This window comes from Bradyrhizobium sp. USDA 4532, from assembly GCF_024171315.1.
GTDB classification, from domain to species: Bacteria; Pseudomonadota; Alphaproteobacteria; order Rhizobiales; family Xanthobacteraceae; genus Bradyrhizobium; species Bradyrhizobium australafricanum.
Window position 1 is genome coordinate 6,546,435 of the sequence record NZ_JALJZN010000001.1, and the last position, 14,241, is coordinate 6,560,675.

The window sequence follows — 14,241 nt, forward strand, 5'->3', positions numbered from 1 at the left end:
CGAAATCAGCAGCGCATGTGCGCTGCAAAGCGGACAAGAGACCCATGAGCGACAAGGCCGTCATCACCTGCGCGCTGAACGGCGTGCTTACCGACCCGAAGCAGCACAACGTTCCGGTGACGCCCGAACAGATGGCGCGCGAGGCCAAGGCCGCGTTCAACGCCGGCGCCAGCATCATGCACATCCATCTGCGGCAGCAGGAGCCGAACAAGGGCCACCTGCCGTCGTGGGATGTCGGCGTCAGCAAGGAGATCCAGCAGGCGATCCGCGAGGCCTGCCCCGGCGTGATCATCAACCACACCACCGGCACCTCTGGCCCGAACTACCAGGGCGCGCTCGATTGCGTGCGCGAGACGCGGCCCGAGATCGCCGCCTGCAATGCCGGCTCGCTGAATTATCTGAAGGTGAAGGCCGACAACACCTGGGCCTGGCCGCCGATGATGTTCGATAACGCGGTCGAGAAGGTGCAGGACTATCTCGACGTGATGAAGGCGGCCGGCACCATTCCCGAATTCGAGTGCTTCGATGTCGGCATCGTGCGTTGCGTTGGCATGTACCGGCAGACCGGGATGTATTCCGGTCCGCTCGAATACAATTTCGTGATGGGCGTCGCCTCGGGCATGCCGGCCGATCCGGAGCTGTTGCCGATCCTCCTGAAGCTGAAGGCGCCGGAGGCGCATTGGCAGGTCACCGCGATCGGCCGTGCCGAGATCTGGCCGCTGCACCAGCGCGCCGCCGACCTCGGCGGCCATCTGCGCAGCGGGCTCGAGGATACGTTCTATCTCGGCGACGGCACCAAGGTGACGTCGAACGGGCAGCTCGTCGAAGGTCTCGCCGCCTGCGCGCGCCGCGCCGGCCGCGAGATCGCGAGCCCGGCCGAGGCGCGGCAGATTTTTGGAACGCGACACTGACCGTCATTCCGGGGCACGCGAAGCGTGAACCCGGAATCTCGCGCCACACCTCTGGATTCCGGGTCTGCGCTTCGCGCATCCCGGAATGACGGAGCCCGGGAGGAGAAACGCATGCACAATCTCGCAGCAACCGGCGGCGTCACCGGGCCGGGTCGTATCGGCCGGGTCGCGATGGGCGACCTGTTGAAGCGCGCCGCGCGGCGGTTTCCGGATCGCATCGCGCTGACCGACGGCAGCAGGCAGGTCACCTTCACCGAACTCGAGCGCGACGCCAATCGCTTCGCCAATCATCTGGTGCAGCGCGGGCTGAAGCCGGGCGAGAAGATTTCGACCATCTGCAACAACTCTGTCGAATTCGTCAAAGCGCTGTTTGGCATTCACCGCGCCGGGCTGGTCTGGGTGCCCATCAACACCATGCTCGGACCGGCTGATATGGACTACATCCTCGGCCATGCCGAGGTGCGTTTCGCCATCATCGATGACGCCCTTCATGCCCAGGCCGACCGCCGCGCCGCGCTGGAAGCGCGCGGCATGGAGATGATCGCGATCGATCTGACCGGCAATGCCGGCAAGACCGGATTGCAGGAGTTCAACGGTCTGCTGGAGGGACAGTCCGATATTGAGCCTGACATCGAGATCAACGACCGCGACCTCGCGATGATCATCTATACGTCAGGCACGACCTCGCGGCCGAAGGGCGCGATGCATTGTCACCTCGCCGTTGTCATGGCCGTGATGAGCAATTGTATCGAGATGCAGCTCTCGCGCGATGACGGGATCACCGGACAGTTTCCGCTGTTCCACTGCGCCGGCCACGTGTTGCTGCTCAGCTATCTCTCGGTCGGCGGCCGCATGGCGCTGATGCGCGGCTTCGATCCGGTCGCGTGCATGGAGGCGATCGTGCGCGATAAGCTCACCGTGTTCGTCGGCCTGTCCTTGATGTATCAGGCGATCCTCGACCATCCGCGCCGCCGCGACTACGACCTGTCGGGTCTGCGCTGCTGCATCTACACCATGGCGCCGATGGGCAAACCGCTGCTCGAGCGCGCCATGGCCGATCTCTGTCCGAACTTCGTGCTATCCAGCGGCCAGACCGAGATGTATCCGGCGACGACGATGTCCCGCCCGGAGGTACAGCTCGACCGTTTCGGCAATTACTGGGGCGAATCGCTGATCGTCAATGAGACCGCGATCATGGACGACAACGGCAATCTGCTGCCGCGCGGCGAGATCGGCGAGCTCGTGCATCGCGGGCCCAACGTGATGATGGGCTACTACAAGGACCCCAAATCGACCGAGGAGGCGCGCAAGTCCGGTTGGCACCATACCGGCGATCTAGCCTTGATCGACGGCAATGGCGAGGTGCTGTTCCTCGACCGCAAGAAGGATATGATCAAGTCGGGCGGCGAGAACGTTGCCTCCGTCAAGATCGAGGAGACGTTGCTGGCGCACCCCGCCGTGCAGAACGCCGCCGTGGTCGGCCTGCCGCATCCGCAATGGGGCGAGGCGGTCTCCGCCTTCGTCAAGCTGAAACCCGGCGCGGAGGCTGACGAGGCCGGCATCGAGGCGCATTGCAGAAAGCACCTCGGCGGCTTCCAGGTGCCGAAGCTGGTGCGTATCCTCGAGGAGATGCCGATGACCGCGACCGGCAAGCTGCGCAAGGTCGAGCTGCGGCAGCAATACAGCGGACATTTTGTGGAGCGCGCCTAGTGGCCATCATCGAGAACACGATTTCCACCGGCAGCGCCGCCTTCCAGGGCAATCGCGACGGCATGCTGGCGCTGATCGCCCGGATGCGCGCCCTGGAGGAGCGGACGCGCGCAGCCTCCGCCGCGGCAAAGGACCGCTTCCACAAGCGCGGCCAGCTATTGCCACGCGAGCGCGTCGCGCTGGTGCTCGATCCCGGTTCGCCCTTCCTCGAACTGTCGACGCTCGCCGGTTACATGTTCGACGTAGCGGATGCGGACAAGAGCGTGCCCGGCGGCGGACTGGTCGCGGGCATCGGCTTCGTCTCCGGCATCCGCTGCATGGTCAGCGCCAATGATGCCGGCATCGACGCGGGCGCATTGCAGCCTTACGGCCTCGACAAGACGCTGCGGGTGCAGGAGCTCGCGCTGGAGAACAAGCTGCCCTATGTGCAGCTGGTCGAGAGCGCCGGCGCCAACCTGCTGCGCTACCGTGTCGAGGACTTCGTCCGTGGCGGCAACATCTTCCGCAACCTGGCGCGGCTGTCGGCGGCAGGGCTTCCCGTCGTTACCGTCACCCACGGCTCCTCGACCGCGGGCGGCGCCTACCAGACGGGCCTGTCCGACTACATCGTGATGGTGCGCGGCCGCACCCGCGCGTTCCTTGCCGGGCCGCCTCTGCTCAAGGCGGCCACCGGCGAGATCGCGACCGAAGAGGAGCTCGGCGGCGCCGAGATGCACACCCAGATCTCCGGTCTCGGCGATTATCTCGCCGAGGACGACCGCGACGCACTGCGCATCGCGCGCGACATCATGGCCAAGCTGCCTTGGGATCGTTCTTGGGATCGGCCGGCCGCCGAACCGGCCGCGTTCAAGCCGCCACGTTATGACGCCGAGGAACTGCTCGGCATCATGCCGATGGATCACAAGCGCCCCGTCGACATGCGCCAGGCGATTGCGCGCTTCATCGACGATTCCGACTTCGCCGAGTTCGGCGCCAATTACGGCCCGGCGACGGTCTGCGGCCACGCGCGCATCGAGGGCCAGGCGATCGGCATCATCACCAATAATGGCCCGCTCGACGTGCCCGGCGCCAACAAGGCGACGCATTTCATCCAGGCCTGCTGCCAGTCGCGCACACCGATCCTCTACATGAACAACACCACCGGCTACATGGTGGGCCGGGCCTATGAAGAGGCCGGCATGATCAAGCACGGCTCCAAGATGATCCAGGCGGTGACCTCGGCGACGGTGCCGCAGATCACGCTGTATTGCGGCGCCTCGTTCGGCGCCGGCAATTACGGCATGTGCGGCCGCGGCTTCCATCCGCGCTTCTGCTTCTCCTGGCCCAACGCCAAGACCGCCGTGATGGGCGGCGAGCAGGCCGCCGAAACCATGGCGATCGTGACTGAGGCCGCCGCCGCGCGGCGCGGCAAGCCGATCGAGAAGGAGAAGCTGGACGCGATGAAGGCGCAGATCACCGGGGTGTTCGACAGCCAGATGGACGTGTTCTCGACCAGCGCCCGGGTGCTCGACGACGGAGTGATCGATCCGCGCGACACGCGGACGGTGCTTGCCGAGGTGCTTACAATCTGCCGCGAGGCCGAGGCCCGCAGCCCGCAGCGCATGCAGTTCTCGGTGGCGCGGCCATGAGCGGGGCAATCGTGAAGCGGACGCCGTTCTTCAAGATCCTGATCGCCAACCGCGGCGAGATCGCGCTGCGCATCATGCGATCGGCACGGCGGCTCGGCCATGGCGTCGTCGCGGTCTATTCGGACGCCGACCGTGACGCGCTGCATGTGCGCGAGGCCGACCAGGCGGTGCGGATCGGCGAGGCGCTGCCGGCGCAATCCTATCTGAAGATCGACGCGATCATCGCCGCGGCCAAGGCGAGCGGCGCCGGCGCGGTGCATCCCGGCTATGGCTTCCTCGCCGAGAACGAGGATTTCGCGCGGGCCTGCCGCGATGCGGGTCTGGTGTTCATCGGTCCGTCGCCGGAGGCGATCCTTGCGATGGGCAACAAGGCCGGCGCCAAGGAGATCATGCAGCGGGCCGGCGTGCCCTGCGTGCCCGGCTATCAGGGGGCCGACCAGAGCGATGCCGTGATGCTGGCGGAAGCCAGGGCCATTGGTTTTCCGGTCATGATCAAGGCGGTCGCCGGCGGCGGCGGCCGAGGCATGCGGCTGGTCGAGGACGCGGCGGCATTTCCCGACGCGCTGCGCAGCGCGCGATCGGAGGCGCAGGGTGCGTTCGGCGATCCGACCGTCATTCTGGAGCGCGCGATCGTCAATCCCCGCCACATCGAGATCCAGGTGTTCGGCGACCGCCATGGCAACGCCATCCATCTCGGCGAGCGCGATTGCTCGGTGCAGCGGCGGCACCAGAAGCTGGTCGAGGAGGCGCCGTCGCCGGCGGTGACGTCGGAGCTGCGCGCGCGGATGGGCGCGGTCGCGGTGCAGGCGGTCAAGGCGATCGGCTACGAGGGCGCCGGCACGCTGGAATTTTTGCTCGATCGCGCCGGCAATTTCTACTTCATGGAGATGAACACGCGGCTGCAGGTCGAACATCCCGTCACCGAGGCGATCACCGGGCTCGATCTGGTCGAATTGCAGCTGCGCGTCGCCAGTGGCGCGCCGCTCGGCTTGACCCAGGAGGACGTCAAGTTCTCCGGCCATGCCATCGAGGTGCGGCTCTGCTCGGAGGATGCTGCGCACGATTTCATGCCGCAGTCCGGTACGATGGCGCGGTGGCAGATGCCCGACGGTATCCGCGTCGAGCACGCGCTGCAGTCCGGCTCGGAGATTCCGCCGTTCTATGATTCGATGATCGCCAAGGTTATCAGCCATGGCACGACCCGCGAGGAGGCGCGCGGCAAGCTGATCTGTGCCCTGGAGCAGGTCACGGCCTTCGGCGTCACCACCAACCAGGGCTTCCTGATCGACTGCCTGCGCTACCCTGTCTTTGCTAGAGGCGAGGCGACCACGGCCTTCATCGGCGACAACCGCGACGCGCTGTTGGCGCCGCGGCCGGATCGCGGCAGCGACCTCGCGCTTGCGGCGCTGCTGCTCTACGTCACCAATCCGCACGCCCCGCCATGGCGGCGCGGCCGGTCGCTCGCAGCGACATTCCCGCTCGGCCTGCGGATTGATCTCGGCCACGGCGTGCAGGAGATCGAGATTGTCCGCGAGCGCGACGGCAGCTACATCGCGACCCGCAACGGCGATCGCTTCAGCTTCGTGATCGACGAGCTCAGCCGGGACAGCATCCGCTTCCACCACGATGGGGTGATGGAGCATGCCCAATTCCTGCGCGATGGCGACCGGCTCTATATCCTGCATCGCGGCGTCACGCTGTCGGTGCGCGATCTCACCCTCGCGCCGCCGGAAAGCGCGACGGCGGCCGGCAGTGACGGCAAGGTCCGCGCCGCCATGAACGGCCGGGTCGTCGCGGTGCTGGTGAAGCCGGGCGACAAGGTCGCGGCCGGCCAGCCGGTGATGACGCTGGAAGCGATGAAGATGGAGCACGTCCACACCGCCGGCGTCGCGGGCACGGTATCGTCGATCGATGTCGCCGAGGGGGAGCAGGTGACGACGGGGAAGATCGTGGTGGAGATCGAGGCGGCGGCATAAAGACTGTCGTCCCGGCGAAGGCCGGGACCCATAACCACCGCTGTATGTTGTTGGAGCAAGCTGTGGCCCCAGTTTGGCAAATCAACGGGCATTCGGGGTAATGGGTCCCGGCCTTCGCCGGGACGACATTTATGAGGCCGCTTGCCCGGTCCCGTCATTCAGCCAGCAGGCGACCTGATGCGCCGGGCCGGCCGCCTCCAGCGCCGGGCGTTCGCTCTTGCAGCGATCCATCGCGTAACGGCAGCGGGTGTGGAAGGCGCAGCCTGAAGGTGGATTGATCGGGCTCGGGACATCGCCGTCGATCAGGGGCGCGGTGCGTTTCGCCTTCGGGTCGGCGATCGGCACCGAGGCGAGCAGCGCCTGGGTGTAGGGATGGCGTGGATTGGCGAACAGCTCGTGCTTGTCGGCGATCTCGACGATGCGGCCGAGATACATCACCGCGACGCGGTGGCTGATATGGGCGACGACCGCCAGATCATGCGCGATGAACAGGTATGAGAAATTCTGCTTGCGCTGCAGGTCGATCAGCAGATTGATCACCTGCGCCTGGATCGAGACGTCGAGCGCGGACACCGGCTCGTCGCAGACGATCAGACGCGGCCCGAGCGACAGCGCACGCGCGATGCAGATGCGCTGGCGCTGGCCGCCGGAGAACTGGTGCGGAAAATTCTTCATCTGGTCGGGCCGCAGGCCGACCTGCTGGAACAGTTCCGCGACGCGCTCCTGCTTCTTCGCCCCGGTCGCGAGGCCATGCACAATGAGGGGCTCGCCGACGATGTCGCCGGCCGTCATGCGCGGGTTGAGCGAGGCGAACGGATCCTGGAACACGATCTGCATCGAGCGCCGGTACGGCCGCAGCGCCGTCTTGCTGAGCGGCGCGATGTCCTCGCCATCCAGCTTGATGGCGCCGCTGGTCGGCTCGACCAGCCGCAGCACCGTGCGCGCCACCGTCGACTTGCCGCAGCCGGATTCGCCGACCAGGCCGAGCGTCTCGCCGGCGCCGAGCGCGAAGCTAACGCCGTCGACCGCATGCACGGTGCCGACCTGCCGGCGCAGCACACCGCCGCGCACCGCGTAGTGCTTGACGAGGTCGGTCACCTCGAGTAGCGGGCGCTGTTCGGTCATGACGCCTCCGCCATCTCGCCGGCGCGCCAGCACGCGGCCCAGTGATTGCTCTTGATCTCGTCGAGCGGCGGATATTCCTGACGGCAGCGGTCGACCGCCAGCTTGCAGCGCGGCGCGAAGGCGCAGCCGGGCGGCAGCTTGGTCAGCGACGGCACCATGCCGGGGATTTCGGTCAGCCGCGCATCGGTCTTCGCGCCGAGCGCGATCACCGCCGGCATCGAGGCCATCAGTCCGCGGGTGTAGGGGTGCAGCGGCGTCTCGAACAAAGCTTCGACCGTCGCCTCCTCGACCTTCTTGCCGGCATACATCACGATCACGCGCTGCGCGGTTTGCGCGACGACGCCGAGGTCGTGGGTGATCAGGATCAGCCCGGTGCCGAGCCGCTTTTGCAGATCGACAATCAGCGCCAGGATCTGCGCCTGGATGGTGACGTCGAGCGCCGTGGTCGGTTCGTCCGCGATCAGGAGCGCCGGCCGGCACGCCAGCGCCATCGCAATCATCGCGCGCTGGCGCATGCCGCCGGACAGCTGATGCGGATATTCCTGCGCGCGGCGCTCCGGCTCTGGAATCCGCACCAGCCGCAGCATGTCGACCGCCTGCTTCCAGGCCTCCTTGCTGCTGACCTTCTGGTGCAGCCGCACCGCCTCAATGATCTGGTCGCCGATCCGCATCACCGGATTGAGCGAGGTCATCGGCTCCTGGAAGATCATCGAGATGCGGTTGCCCCTGATGTCGCGCATCGCGGCATCGTCGAGCTTCAGCAGATCGGTGCCCTCGAGCGTCACCGAGCCGCCGACGATGCGGCCGGGCGGATCGGGCACCAGCCGCATGATCGACAGCGCGCTGACGCTCTTGCCGCAGCCGGACTCGCCGACGATCGCCAGCGTCTCGCCGCGGCGGACCGAGAACGAGACGTCGTCGACCGCGCGGAACAGGCCGGAGTTGGTGAAGAACAACGTTTGCAGGTTCTTCACGTCGAGAATCGTATCGAGCGTCTTGGCCTCGCTCATCAGCCGCGCTGCCTCGGATCGAGAATGTCGCGCAACGCGTCGCCGAACAGATTGGTGCCGAACACCGCAAGGCTGATCGCAATGCCGGGGAAGATCACCAGCCACGGCGCGGTGCGGACATATTCGGCGGCGGATTCGGACAGCATGCGACCCCAGGACGGATAAGGCTCGGGGATGCCGAGGCCAAGGAACGACAGCGACGCTTCGGTCAGGATGGTTGAGCCGAGTTGCGCGGTGGCGAGCACGATCAGCGGCGCGATGGTGTTGGGCAGCACGTGGCGCAGCGCGATCCGCATCTCGCTCATGCCGATCGATTTGGCGGCCTCGACGAACGGCTGCTCGCGCAGCGCCAGCGTGTTGGCGCGGATCACGCGCGCGACCGTCGGGATCAGGGGAATTGCGATCGCCAGGATCACGTTCGGCAGCGAGGGACCGAGCGCCGCGGTCATGACGAGTGCGAGCACCAAGAGCGGCAGCGACTGCAGGATGTCGGTCACCCGCTGGAACACGAGGTCAACCCAGCCGGAGAGATAGCCGGAGGCAAGGCCGACGATCACGCCGAGCGTGGCGCCGAGCGTCGTCGAGCCGATGCCGACCGCAAGCGAGATCCGGGCGCCATGGATGATGCGGCTCCAGACGTCGCGGCCGAAGGAGTCAGTGCCGAACCAGTGCAGCGCGGACGGCGCAGCCAGCCGGTGCGCGGAATCGACGCTGAGCGGATCGTAGCGGCTGATGACGTTCGCGAAGATCGCGGTCAGCACGAACAGCAGCATGATGACGAGGCCGATCGTGCCGAGCACATGGCGCTGCGCGAGGAACGCAAACCGTCCCCAGCCACCGGTGGCGTTGGCCCCGGCACGTCGCAATTCGCTGTCGAAATTGATCGTCGCCACGTGTCAGCTTCTTCGCCTGATGATTGCAGAACGGTCTTCTCCCTCTCCCCGCTTGCGGGGAGAGGGTTGGGGTGAGGGGGGCTCTCCGCAAGCGCGGTGGGCGTTGGATTCGCGGTGAGCCCCCCTCACCCGGATCGCATCTGCGATGCGATCCGACCTCTCCCCGCAAGCGGGGCGAGGTAAGAGTTGGACTCGGCCTTCGACCAATCCTGTCATGTCACTCTCCAAACCGGATACGTGGGTCGATTGCCGCATAAAGCATGTCGACGATGAAGTTCACCACCACCACGACGACGGCGATGAACATCACGAGGTTCTGCACGATCGGGTAGTCGCGCCAGCGCAGCGCCTCGACCAGGAAGCGGGCGATGCCAGGGATGTTGAACACGGTCTCGGTGACAATCAGGCCGCCGATCAGGAACGCGGCCTCGATGCCGATCACGGTGATGACCGGCAGCACCGCGTTCTTCAGCGCGTGGTGATAGTTCACGGAGGCCTCGGAGGCGCCCTTGGCGCGCGCGGTGCGGATATAGTCCTGGCGCAGGATCTCCAGCATCGAGGAGCGGGTGATGCGCATGGTGAGTGCCGCGCTGCGGAAGCCCACCGCCATCGCCGGCACCGCATAGATGGTCAGCGCCTCGAGCCAGGTTTTCGGGTTCGGATTGAAGATCGGCATGGTGCCGAACAGCGAGACCGAGGCCATCAAGACCAAGAGGCCGAGCCAGAAAGACGGCAGCGACAGGCCGCTGAGGCTGACGACGCGCAGCGCATAATCGAGCCGTGAGCCCTGGTGGACGGCGCTGATGACACCGAGCGGAATACCGATCGAGGCGGAGAACAATAGCGCCAACCCGGCGAGCCGCGCCGTGATCGGAATCCGCGGCAGGATTTCCTCCAGCGCCGGCTTTTCCGAAACGTAGGAATAGCCGAGATCGCCGTGCAGCAGGCCGCCGATCCAGTGCAGATACTGGATCACGATCGGCTGGCTCAACCCGAGCTCGCGCTCGAGATTGGCCTTGTCGGCGGGGTCGACGAAGCCCGCGGCGTCGAACAGGATGTCGACGATGTTGCCGGGAACGACGCGCAGCAGCACGAAGATGATGACCGAGATCCCGAACAGGGTCACCAGCATCAGGAACAGCCGCCGCACGATATAGGCAAACACCCTGGCTCTCTCCTTGATCCCGCCTGTGTCTTGTCTTCCGACGCGCTTTCTTTGCGCGAACCGGTATCCACTTCGCCCGAAAACGCTACGCCTACTTGTCCAGCCAGACGTCTTCGTAACGATAGCCGTTATAGGAGCTGTTGGACATGATCGTGACATTCTTCACGTAAGGCTGCCAGCAAGTGCCGGTGCGGGCATGGAAGATGATCGGACGCGCGACGTCTTCCTGCAGCTTCTTGTCGATCTCCCAGACCAGCTTCTTGCGCTTGTCGACGTTGGTCTCTTCCGACTGCTGGTCGAACAGCTTCTCGATCTCCTTGTTGCAGTAGTTGGTGTAGTTCCGCTCCGAGCCGCAGGCGTAGTTCTCGTAGAACGACTGGTCGGGCTCGTCGACGGCATTGCCGGTGAGGTTGAGACCGAGCGAATAGTCCTTGCGGGCGATCTTCGGGAACCATTGCGCGGTGTCGACGACGTCGAGCTCGGCGTCGATGTAGATGCTCTTGATCTGGTCGATCAGGATGATCGCGGGATCGCGATAGACCGCGATGTTGCGGGTCGAGACCTTGATCTGCAGGTGCTTGTCCGGGCCATAGCCCGCCTTCTGCATCAGCTTGCGGGCTTCCTCGCGGTTCTTCTCGATGTCGGGACCGTAGCCGGGGATCTGCTCCAGCATGTCCTTCGGCATCGCCCACAGCCCGTCCGGCGCCGGCTCCATGGTACCGCCGATGTCGCCCTGGCCTTCGAACATGATCTGGATGAACGCCTTGCGGTCGAGCGCCAGCGCCAGCGCGCGGCGGATGTCGAGATTGTCGAACGGCGGCGCGGTCGAATTGATGATGATGTTGGTGGAGACGTTGTTCGGTTCCACCATGCAGACCGCATTGGCCGCCTGCGACTTGACGTCCTTGAGCAGCGGGATCGAGACCTCGGTCGGGAACGTCATGTCGAACTTGCCGGAGACGAAGCCGAGGATTGCGGTCGAGCGGTTCGGGATGATGGTGAACTCGATACCGTCAAGATAAGGTAGGCCCTTCTTGAAGTAATCCGGGTTCTTGGTGAGCTTGATCGATTCGTTGGCCTTGAACTCGACGAACTTGAACGGGCCGGTGCCGACCGGCTTGGTGCGCATCTCGGCCGGCGACACATGGCAGGGATAGACCGGCGAGTAGCCCGAGGCGAGCAGCGACAGCAGCGCCGGCTGCGGCCGCTTCAGCTTGAACGACGCCTCATGGTCGCCGTTGGTCGTGACCTCTTCGACTTGCTCGTACCAGGACTTGCGCGGGTTCTGCCGGAACTTCTGCTGCGACTTGCCCATCAGCATGTCGAAGGTGCATTTGACGTCGGCCGCGGTGAACGGCTTGCCGTCGTGCCATTTCACGTCCTTGCGCAGCTTGAAGGTCAGCGTCTTGTTGTCGCCGCTCCAGGCCCAGCTTTCCGCAAGCTCGGGCCGGATCGTGCTGGTGCTGTTCTGGGCGATGTGCTGGTCGAAGATGACGAGATTGTTGAAGATCGGCATGAACGGAACGTTCAGCGAATAGGTCGCGCCCTCGTGGATCGAGGCGCTGCCGGGGCTGTCGCGGTGATAGATCCTGAAGATGCCGCCCGGTTTCGGCTCGGCTGCGCGTGAAACGTCGCTGATGATCAGCACAGACAACACCGCGACGGCCAGCGCTTGCACGCTCCGCATGGTCCCCTCCCACATTTCGGTCTCAATGGCCGATTGGCATCGACGATACCACGGTGAGGCTGTCGGGCAACCAGCGAGGATCGCGCGGGGATTGGCAATTCGGATGACCCCACAACATTAAAATTTCCACGGATCGGGAATAATGGCTGTGATTGCGGGGAACCTGCGTCGTTTTGCTATGCAGCGGCGAAACTCCGTTTGAATTCGGTTGCCGATGCCGATGTGTGCGGCGTGAAGCGGGCTGCAATCAGCGACAGTATGTCGCCGATGTAAGCCGCGCACTGCACACGCTCTCCGTCATCCTGAGGAGCGCGAAGCGCGTCTCCAAGGATCGACGGCCCAGCTGGTGGCCGTGCATCCTTCGAGGCTCGCTCCGCTCGCACCTCAGGATGACGGGGAAACATTCGCATTCACCTCACTCCGCCGCCTGCGGCGAAGGCAGGTGCATGTTGGCGACGCCATCGGCCTCGGTCGCCGAGATCGTGGTGCGAATCATCAGGCGGCCCTCATGCGCCGGCCAGGGGCGGCCGCGATGCATGGTGGCGCGGTTGTCCCACATCACGACGTCGCCCTGCTTCCATTGATGCAGATAGCTGACGCCGGGCGCGGTCGCGGCTTCGGTCAATTGCTCGATCAGCGCCCTGCCGGCCTCGGTATCCATGCCCTCGACGCCATAGGCATGGGAGGCAAGATACAGCGCGCCGCGGCCGTTGACGGGATTGCGCCAGACCATCCGCCAGCATACCGGCGGCAGCGCGTCGACTTCTTCAGTCGTTGCGAGGCCGGTGGCCACCTTGCTGCGCGAATGCGCGTAGGAGTGCCAGGCGAACGCGTTCTCCAGCCGACTTGCCGCGTCCTTGTCGAGCCGCTCGAAGGCAAGCCGCATCGAGACGAATTCGGTCTCGCCGCCATGTTCAGGAATGATGCGCGCCGACAGGATCGAGGTCAGCGCCGGCACCTGCTTGAAGGAAGAGTCGGTGTGCCAGAGCTGGTTGGCCCTGGCGCGCAGCTGCTGCCGGTGATCGGATGGAACCACCTTGCCGTCGGGCCCGAAGGTCGAGAGGATCACGAAATGCGAACCGGTGCCCATCGAACCGACCTTGGTCACCTCGGGCGGACCGAACCGGCGCGAGAAGGCGAGCTGGGTGTCGTTGCTGACCTCCTGGCGGCGGAACACCAGCACCGAATGTTCCTCGAACGCCGCGCGCACCGCCGCATAGGCGGCATCGCTGGCGGCAACGTCTGACAGCGTGACGCCGCGCAGCTCGGCACCGAATCCCGGACGCAGTGGGATCACTTCCATCGCAAGTCCTCCCTTTTCTTTGTTGTTGCGGCGAGGTTAGGGGAAAAGCCCGCGATCGGCAACGCGGCCCGCGGCGCCTCAGCCCATTGCGATCAGATTGTGCCGCGTGCGCCGGTCCGCGACCTCGATGCGATGTGTGACGAAGGCGAACAGCGCCCAGCTGGAATGGAAGGCGACACCGGCCAGAATCACGATGGTTCCGGGAATCGGACCGATCGAAGCGCGGTCCAAGATCGCGCTCATCGTGGTCAGCGGCAGCGGGTGGATCGCCAGCTTGCCGTAATAGGCGATGGCCTGGATCGCGAAGATCCAGCCATAAGTCCGTCGCAGGCGCCGGCCGATCGCTCTGACATAGCTGATGTGATAGCTGGGGCGGCGGTAGTCGTTGGCGAGCAGGTCGGTCCAGGCTGCGTTCGGTGTGGGGCCCTCGCCGCGGATCATCGGCGCGTAGAAGTCGGTTTCGAGCAACCGCGCCCGGGCGCGCCAGACGTTGAAATAGCGATAGCGCCGCGCCTCGAATAGCAGGAACACGGTTACCAGCAGTCCGACCAGGACCATCGGCAAGGGCGAAGCCTCTGCGCTGCTATAGGTCGCCGACAGCGCGATCCCGGTCGTGACCACCGCCCAGTTGGTCGAGCTGTCGAGACGGGTGCGCCAGACCGTGCTGCGATAGACCTCGCCACGATAGAGATGGGCGAGTGCACCGATCTCGGCGGCAGTGAATTCGAGCCTTCCGGCCTGCACCGGCTCCGGCTCGCGCGGCTGGGGCAATGGCATGGCGGCCTCCGGCGAAGCTGGCTTACGATCCCGGAGCATAGCGCGAAATCCGCGCG

11 protein-coding genes are annotated in these 14,241 nt (G+C 65.4%); 4 read left to right on the forward strand and 7 right to left on the reverse strand.

The window, feature by feature from the left end; translation table 11 throughout:
- Positions 1-44: 44 nt before the first annotated feature.
- From J2R76_RS30115 to J2R76_RS30130, 4 genes are all read left to right on the forward strand, one after another.
- The gene (locus J2R76_RS30115) at positions 45-911 is read left to right on the forward strand and encodes a 3-keto-5-aminohexanoate cleavage protein (RefSeq protein WP_057021261.1); all 867 of its coding nucleotides are present in this window, start codon (positions 45-47) and stop codon (positions 909-911) included.
- A 111-nt stretch (positions 912-1,022) separates the two neighbouring features.
- Entirely contained in the window at positions 1,023-2,621 is a 1,599-nt protein-coding gene (locus J2R76_RS30120; protein WP_076834866.1) for an AMP-binding protein, read from the forward strand.
- A complete protein-coding gene (locus J2R76_RS30125) occupies positions 2,621-4,249 on the forward strand; it encodes an acyl-CoA carboxylase subunit beta (protein ID WP_141339960.1) in 1,629 nt (542 codons plus the stop codon). Before J2R76_RS30120 ends, J2R76_RS30125 begins: the two co-directional genes overlap by 1 nt.
- The gene (locus J2R76_RS30130; protein ID WP_076834868.1) at positions 4,246-6,225 is read left to right on the forward strand and encodes an acetyl-CoA carboxylase biotin carboxylase subunit; all 1,980 of its coding nucleotides are present in this window, start codon (positions 4,246-4,248) and stop codon (positions 6,223-6,225) included. The genes J2R76_RS30125 and J2R76_RS30130 overlap by 4 nt, the downstream gene beginning before the upstream one ends.
- Positions 6,226-6,354: 129 nt before the next feature.
- Here the strand turns inward: J2R76_RS30130 and J2R76_RS30135 are convergent, their stop codons facing one another.
- From J2R76_RS30135 to J2R76_RS30165, 7 genes are all read right to left on the reverse strand, one after another.
- Positions 6,355-7,350, reverse strand: a complete 996-nt coding sequence (locus J2R76_RS30135) for an ABC transporter ATP-binding protein (protein ID WP_076834869.1) — start codon at positions 7,348-7,350, stop codon at positions 6,355-6,357.
- Positions 7,347-8,360, reverse strand: coding sequence for an ABC transporter ATP-binding protein (locus J2R76_RS30140; RefSeq protein WP_253625298.1), 1,014 nt, complete (start codon positions 8,358-8,360; stop codon positions 7,347-7,349). Before J2R76_RS30140 ends, J2R76_RS30135 begins: the two co-directional genes overlap by 4 nt.
- Positions 8,360-9,253, reverse strand: coding sequence for an ABC transporter permease (locus tag J2R76_RS30145; RefSeq protein ID WP_076834871.1), 894 nt, complete (start codon positions 9,251-9,253; stop codon positions 8,360-8,362). The genes J2R76_RS30140 and J2R76_RS30145 overlap by 1 nt, the downstream gene beginning before the upstream one ends.
- Before the next feature lie 217 nt (positions 9,254-9,470).
- Positions 9,471-10,418, reverse strand: coding sequence for an ABC transporter permease (locus J2R76_RS30150; RefSeq protein WP_057021208.1), 948 nt, complete (start codon positions 10,416-10,418; stop codon positions 9,471-9,473).
- Positions 10,419-10,509: 91 nt separating this feature from the next.
- Complete coding sequence (locus J2R76_RS30155; protein WP_057021209.1) at positions 10,510-12,105, reverse strand: ABC transporter substrate-binding protein; 1,596 nt, start codon at positions 12,103-12,105, stop codon at positions 10,510-10,512.
- Positions 12,106-12,520: 415 nt separating this feature from the next.
- Positions 12,521-13,408, reverse strand: coding sequence for a TauD/TfdA family dioxygenase (locus J2R76_RS30160; RefSeq protein ID WP_076834872.1), 888 nt, complete (start codon positions 13,406-13,408; stop codon positions 12,521-12,523).
- Positions 13,409-13,486: 78 nt separating this feature from the next.
- A complete protein-coding gene (locus tag J2R76_RS30165; protein WP_371852193.1) occupies positions 13,487-14,185 on the reverse strand; it encodes a DUF2270 domain-containing protein in 699 nt (232 codons plus the stop codon).
- Positions 14,186-14,241 lie beyond the last annotated feature (56 nt).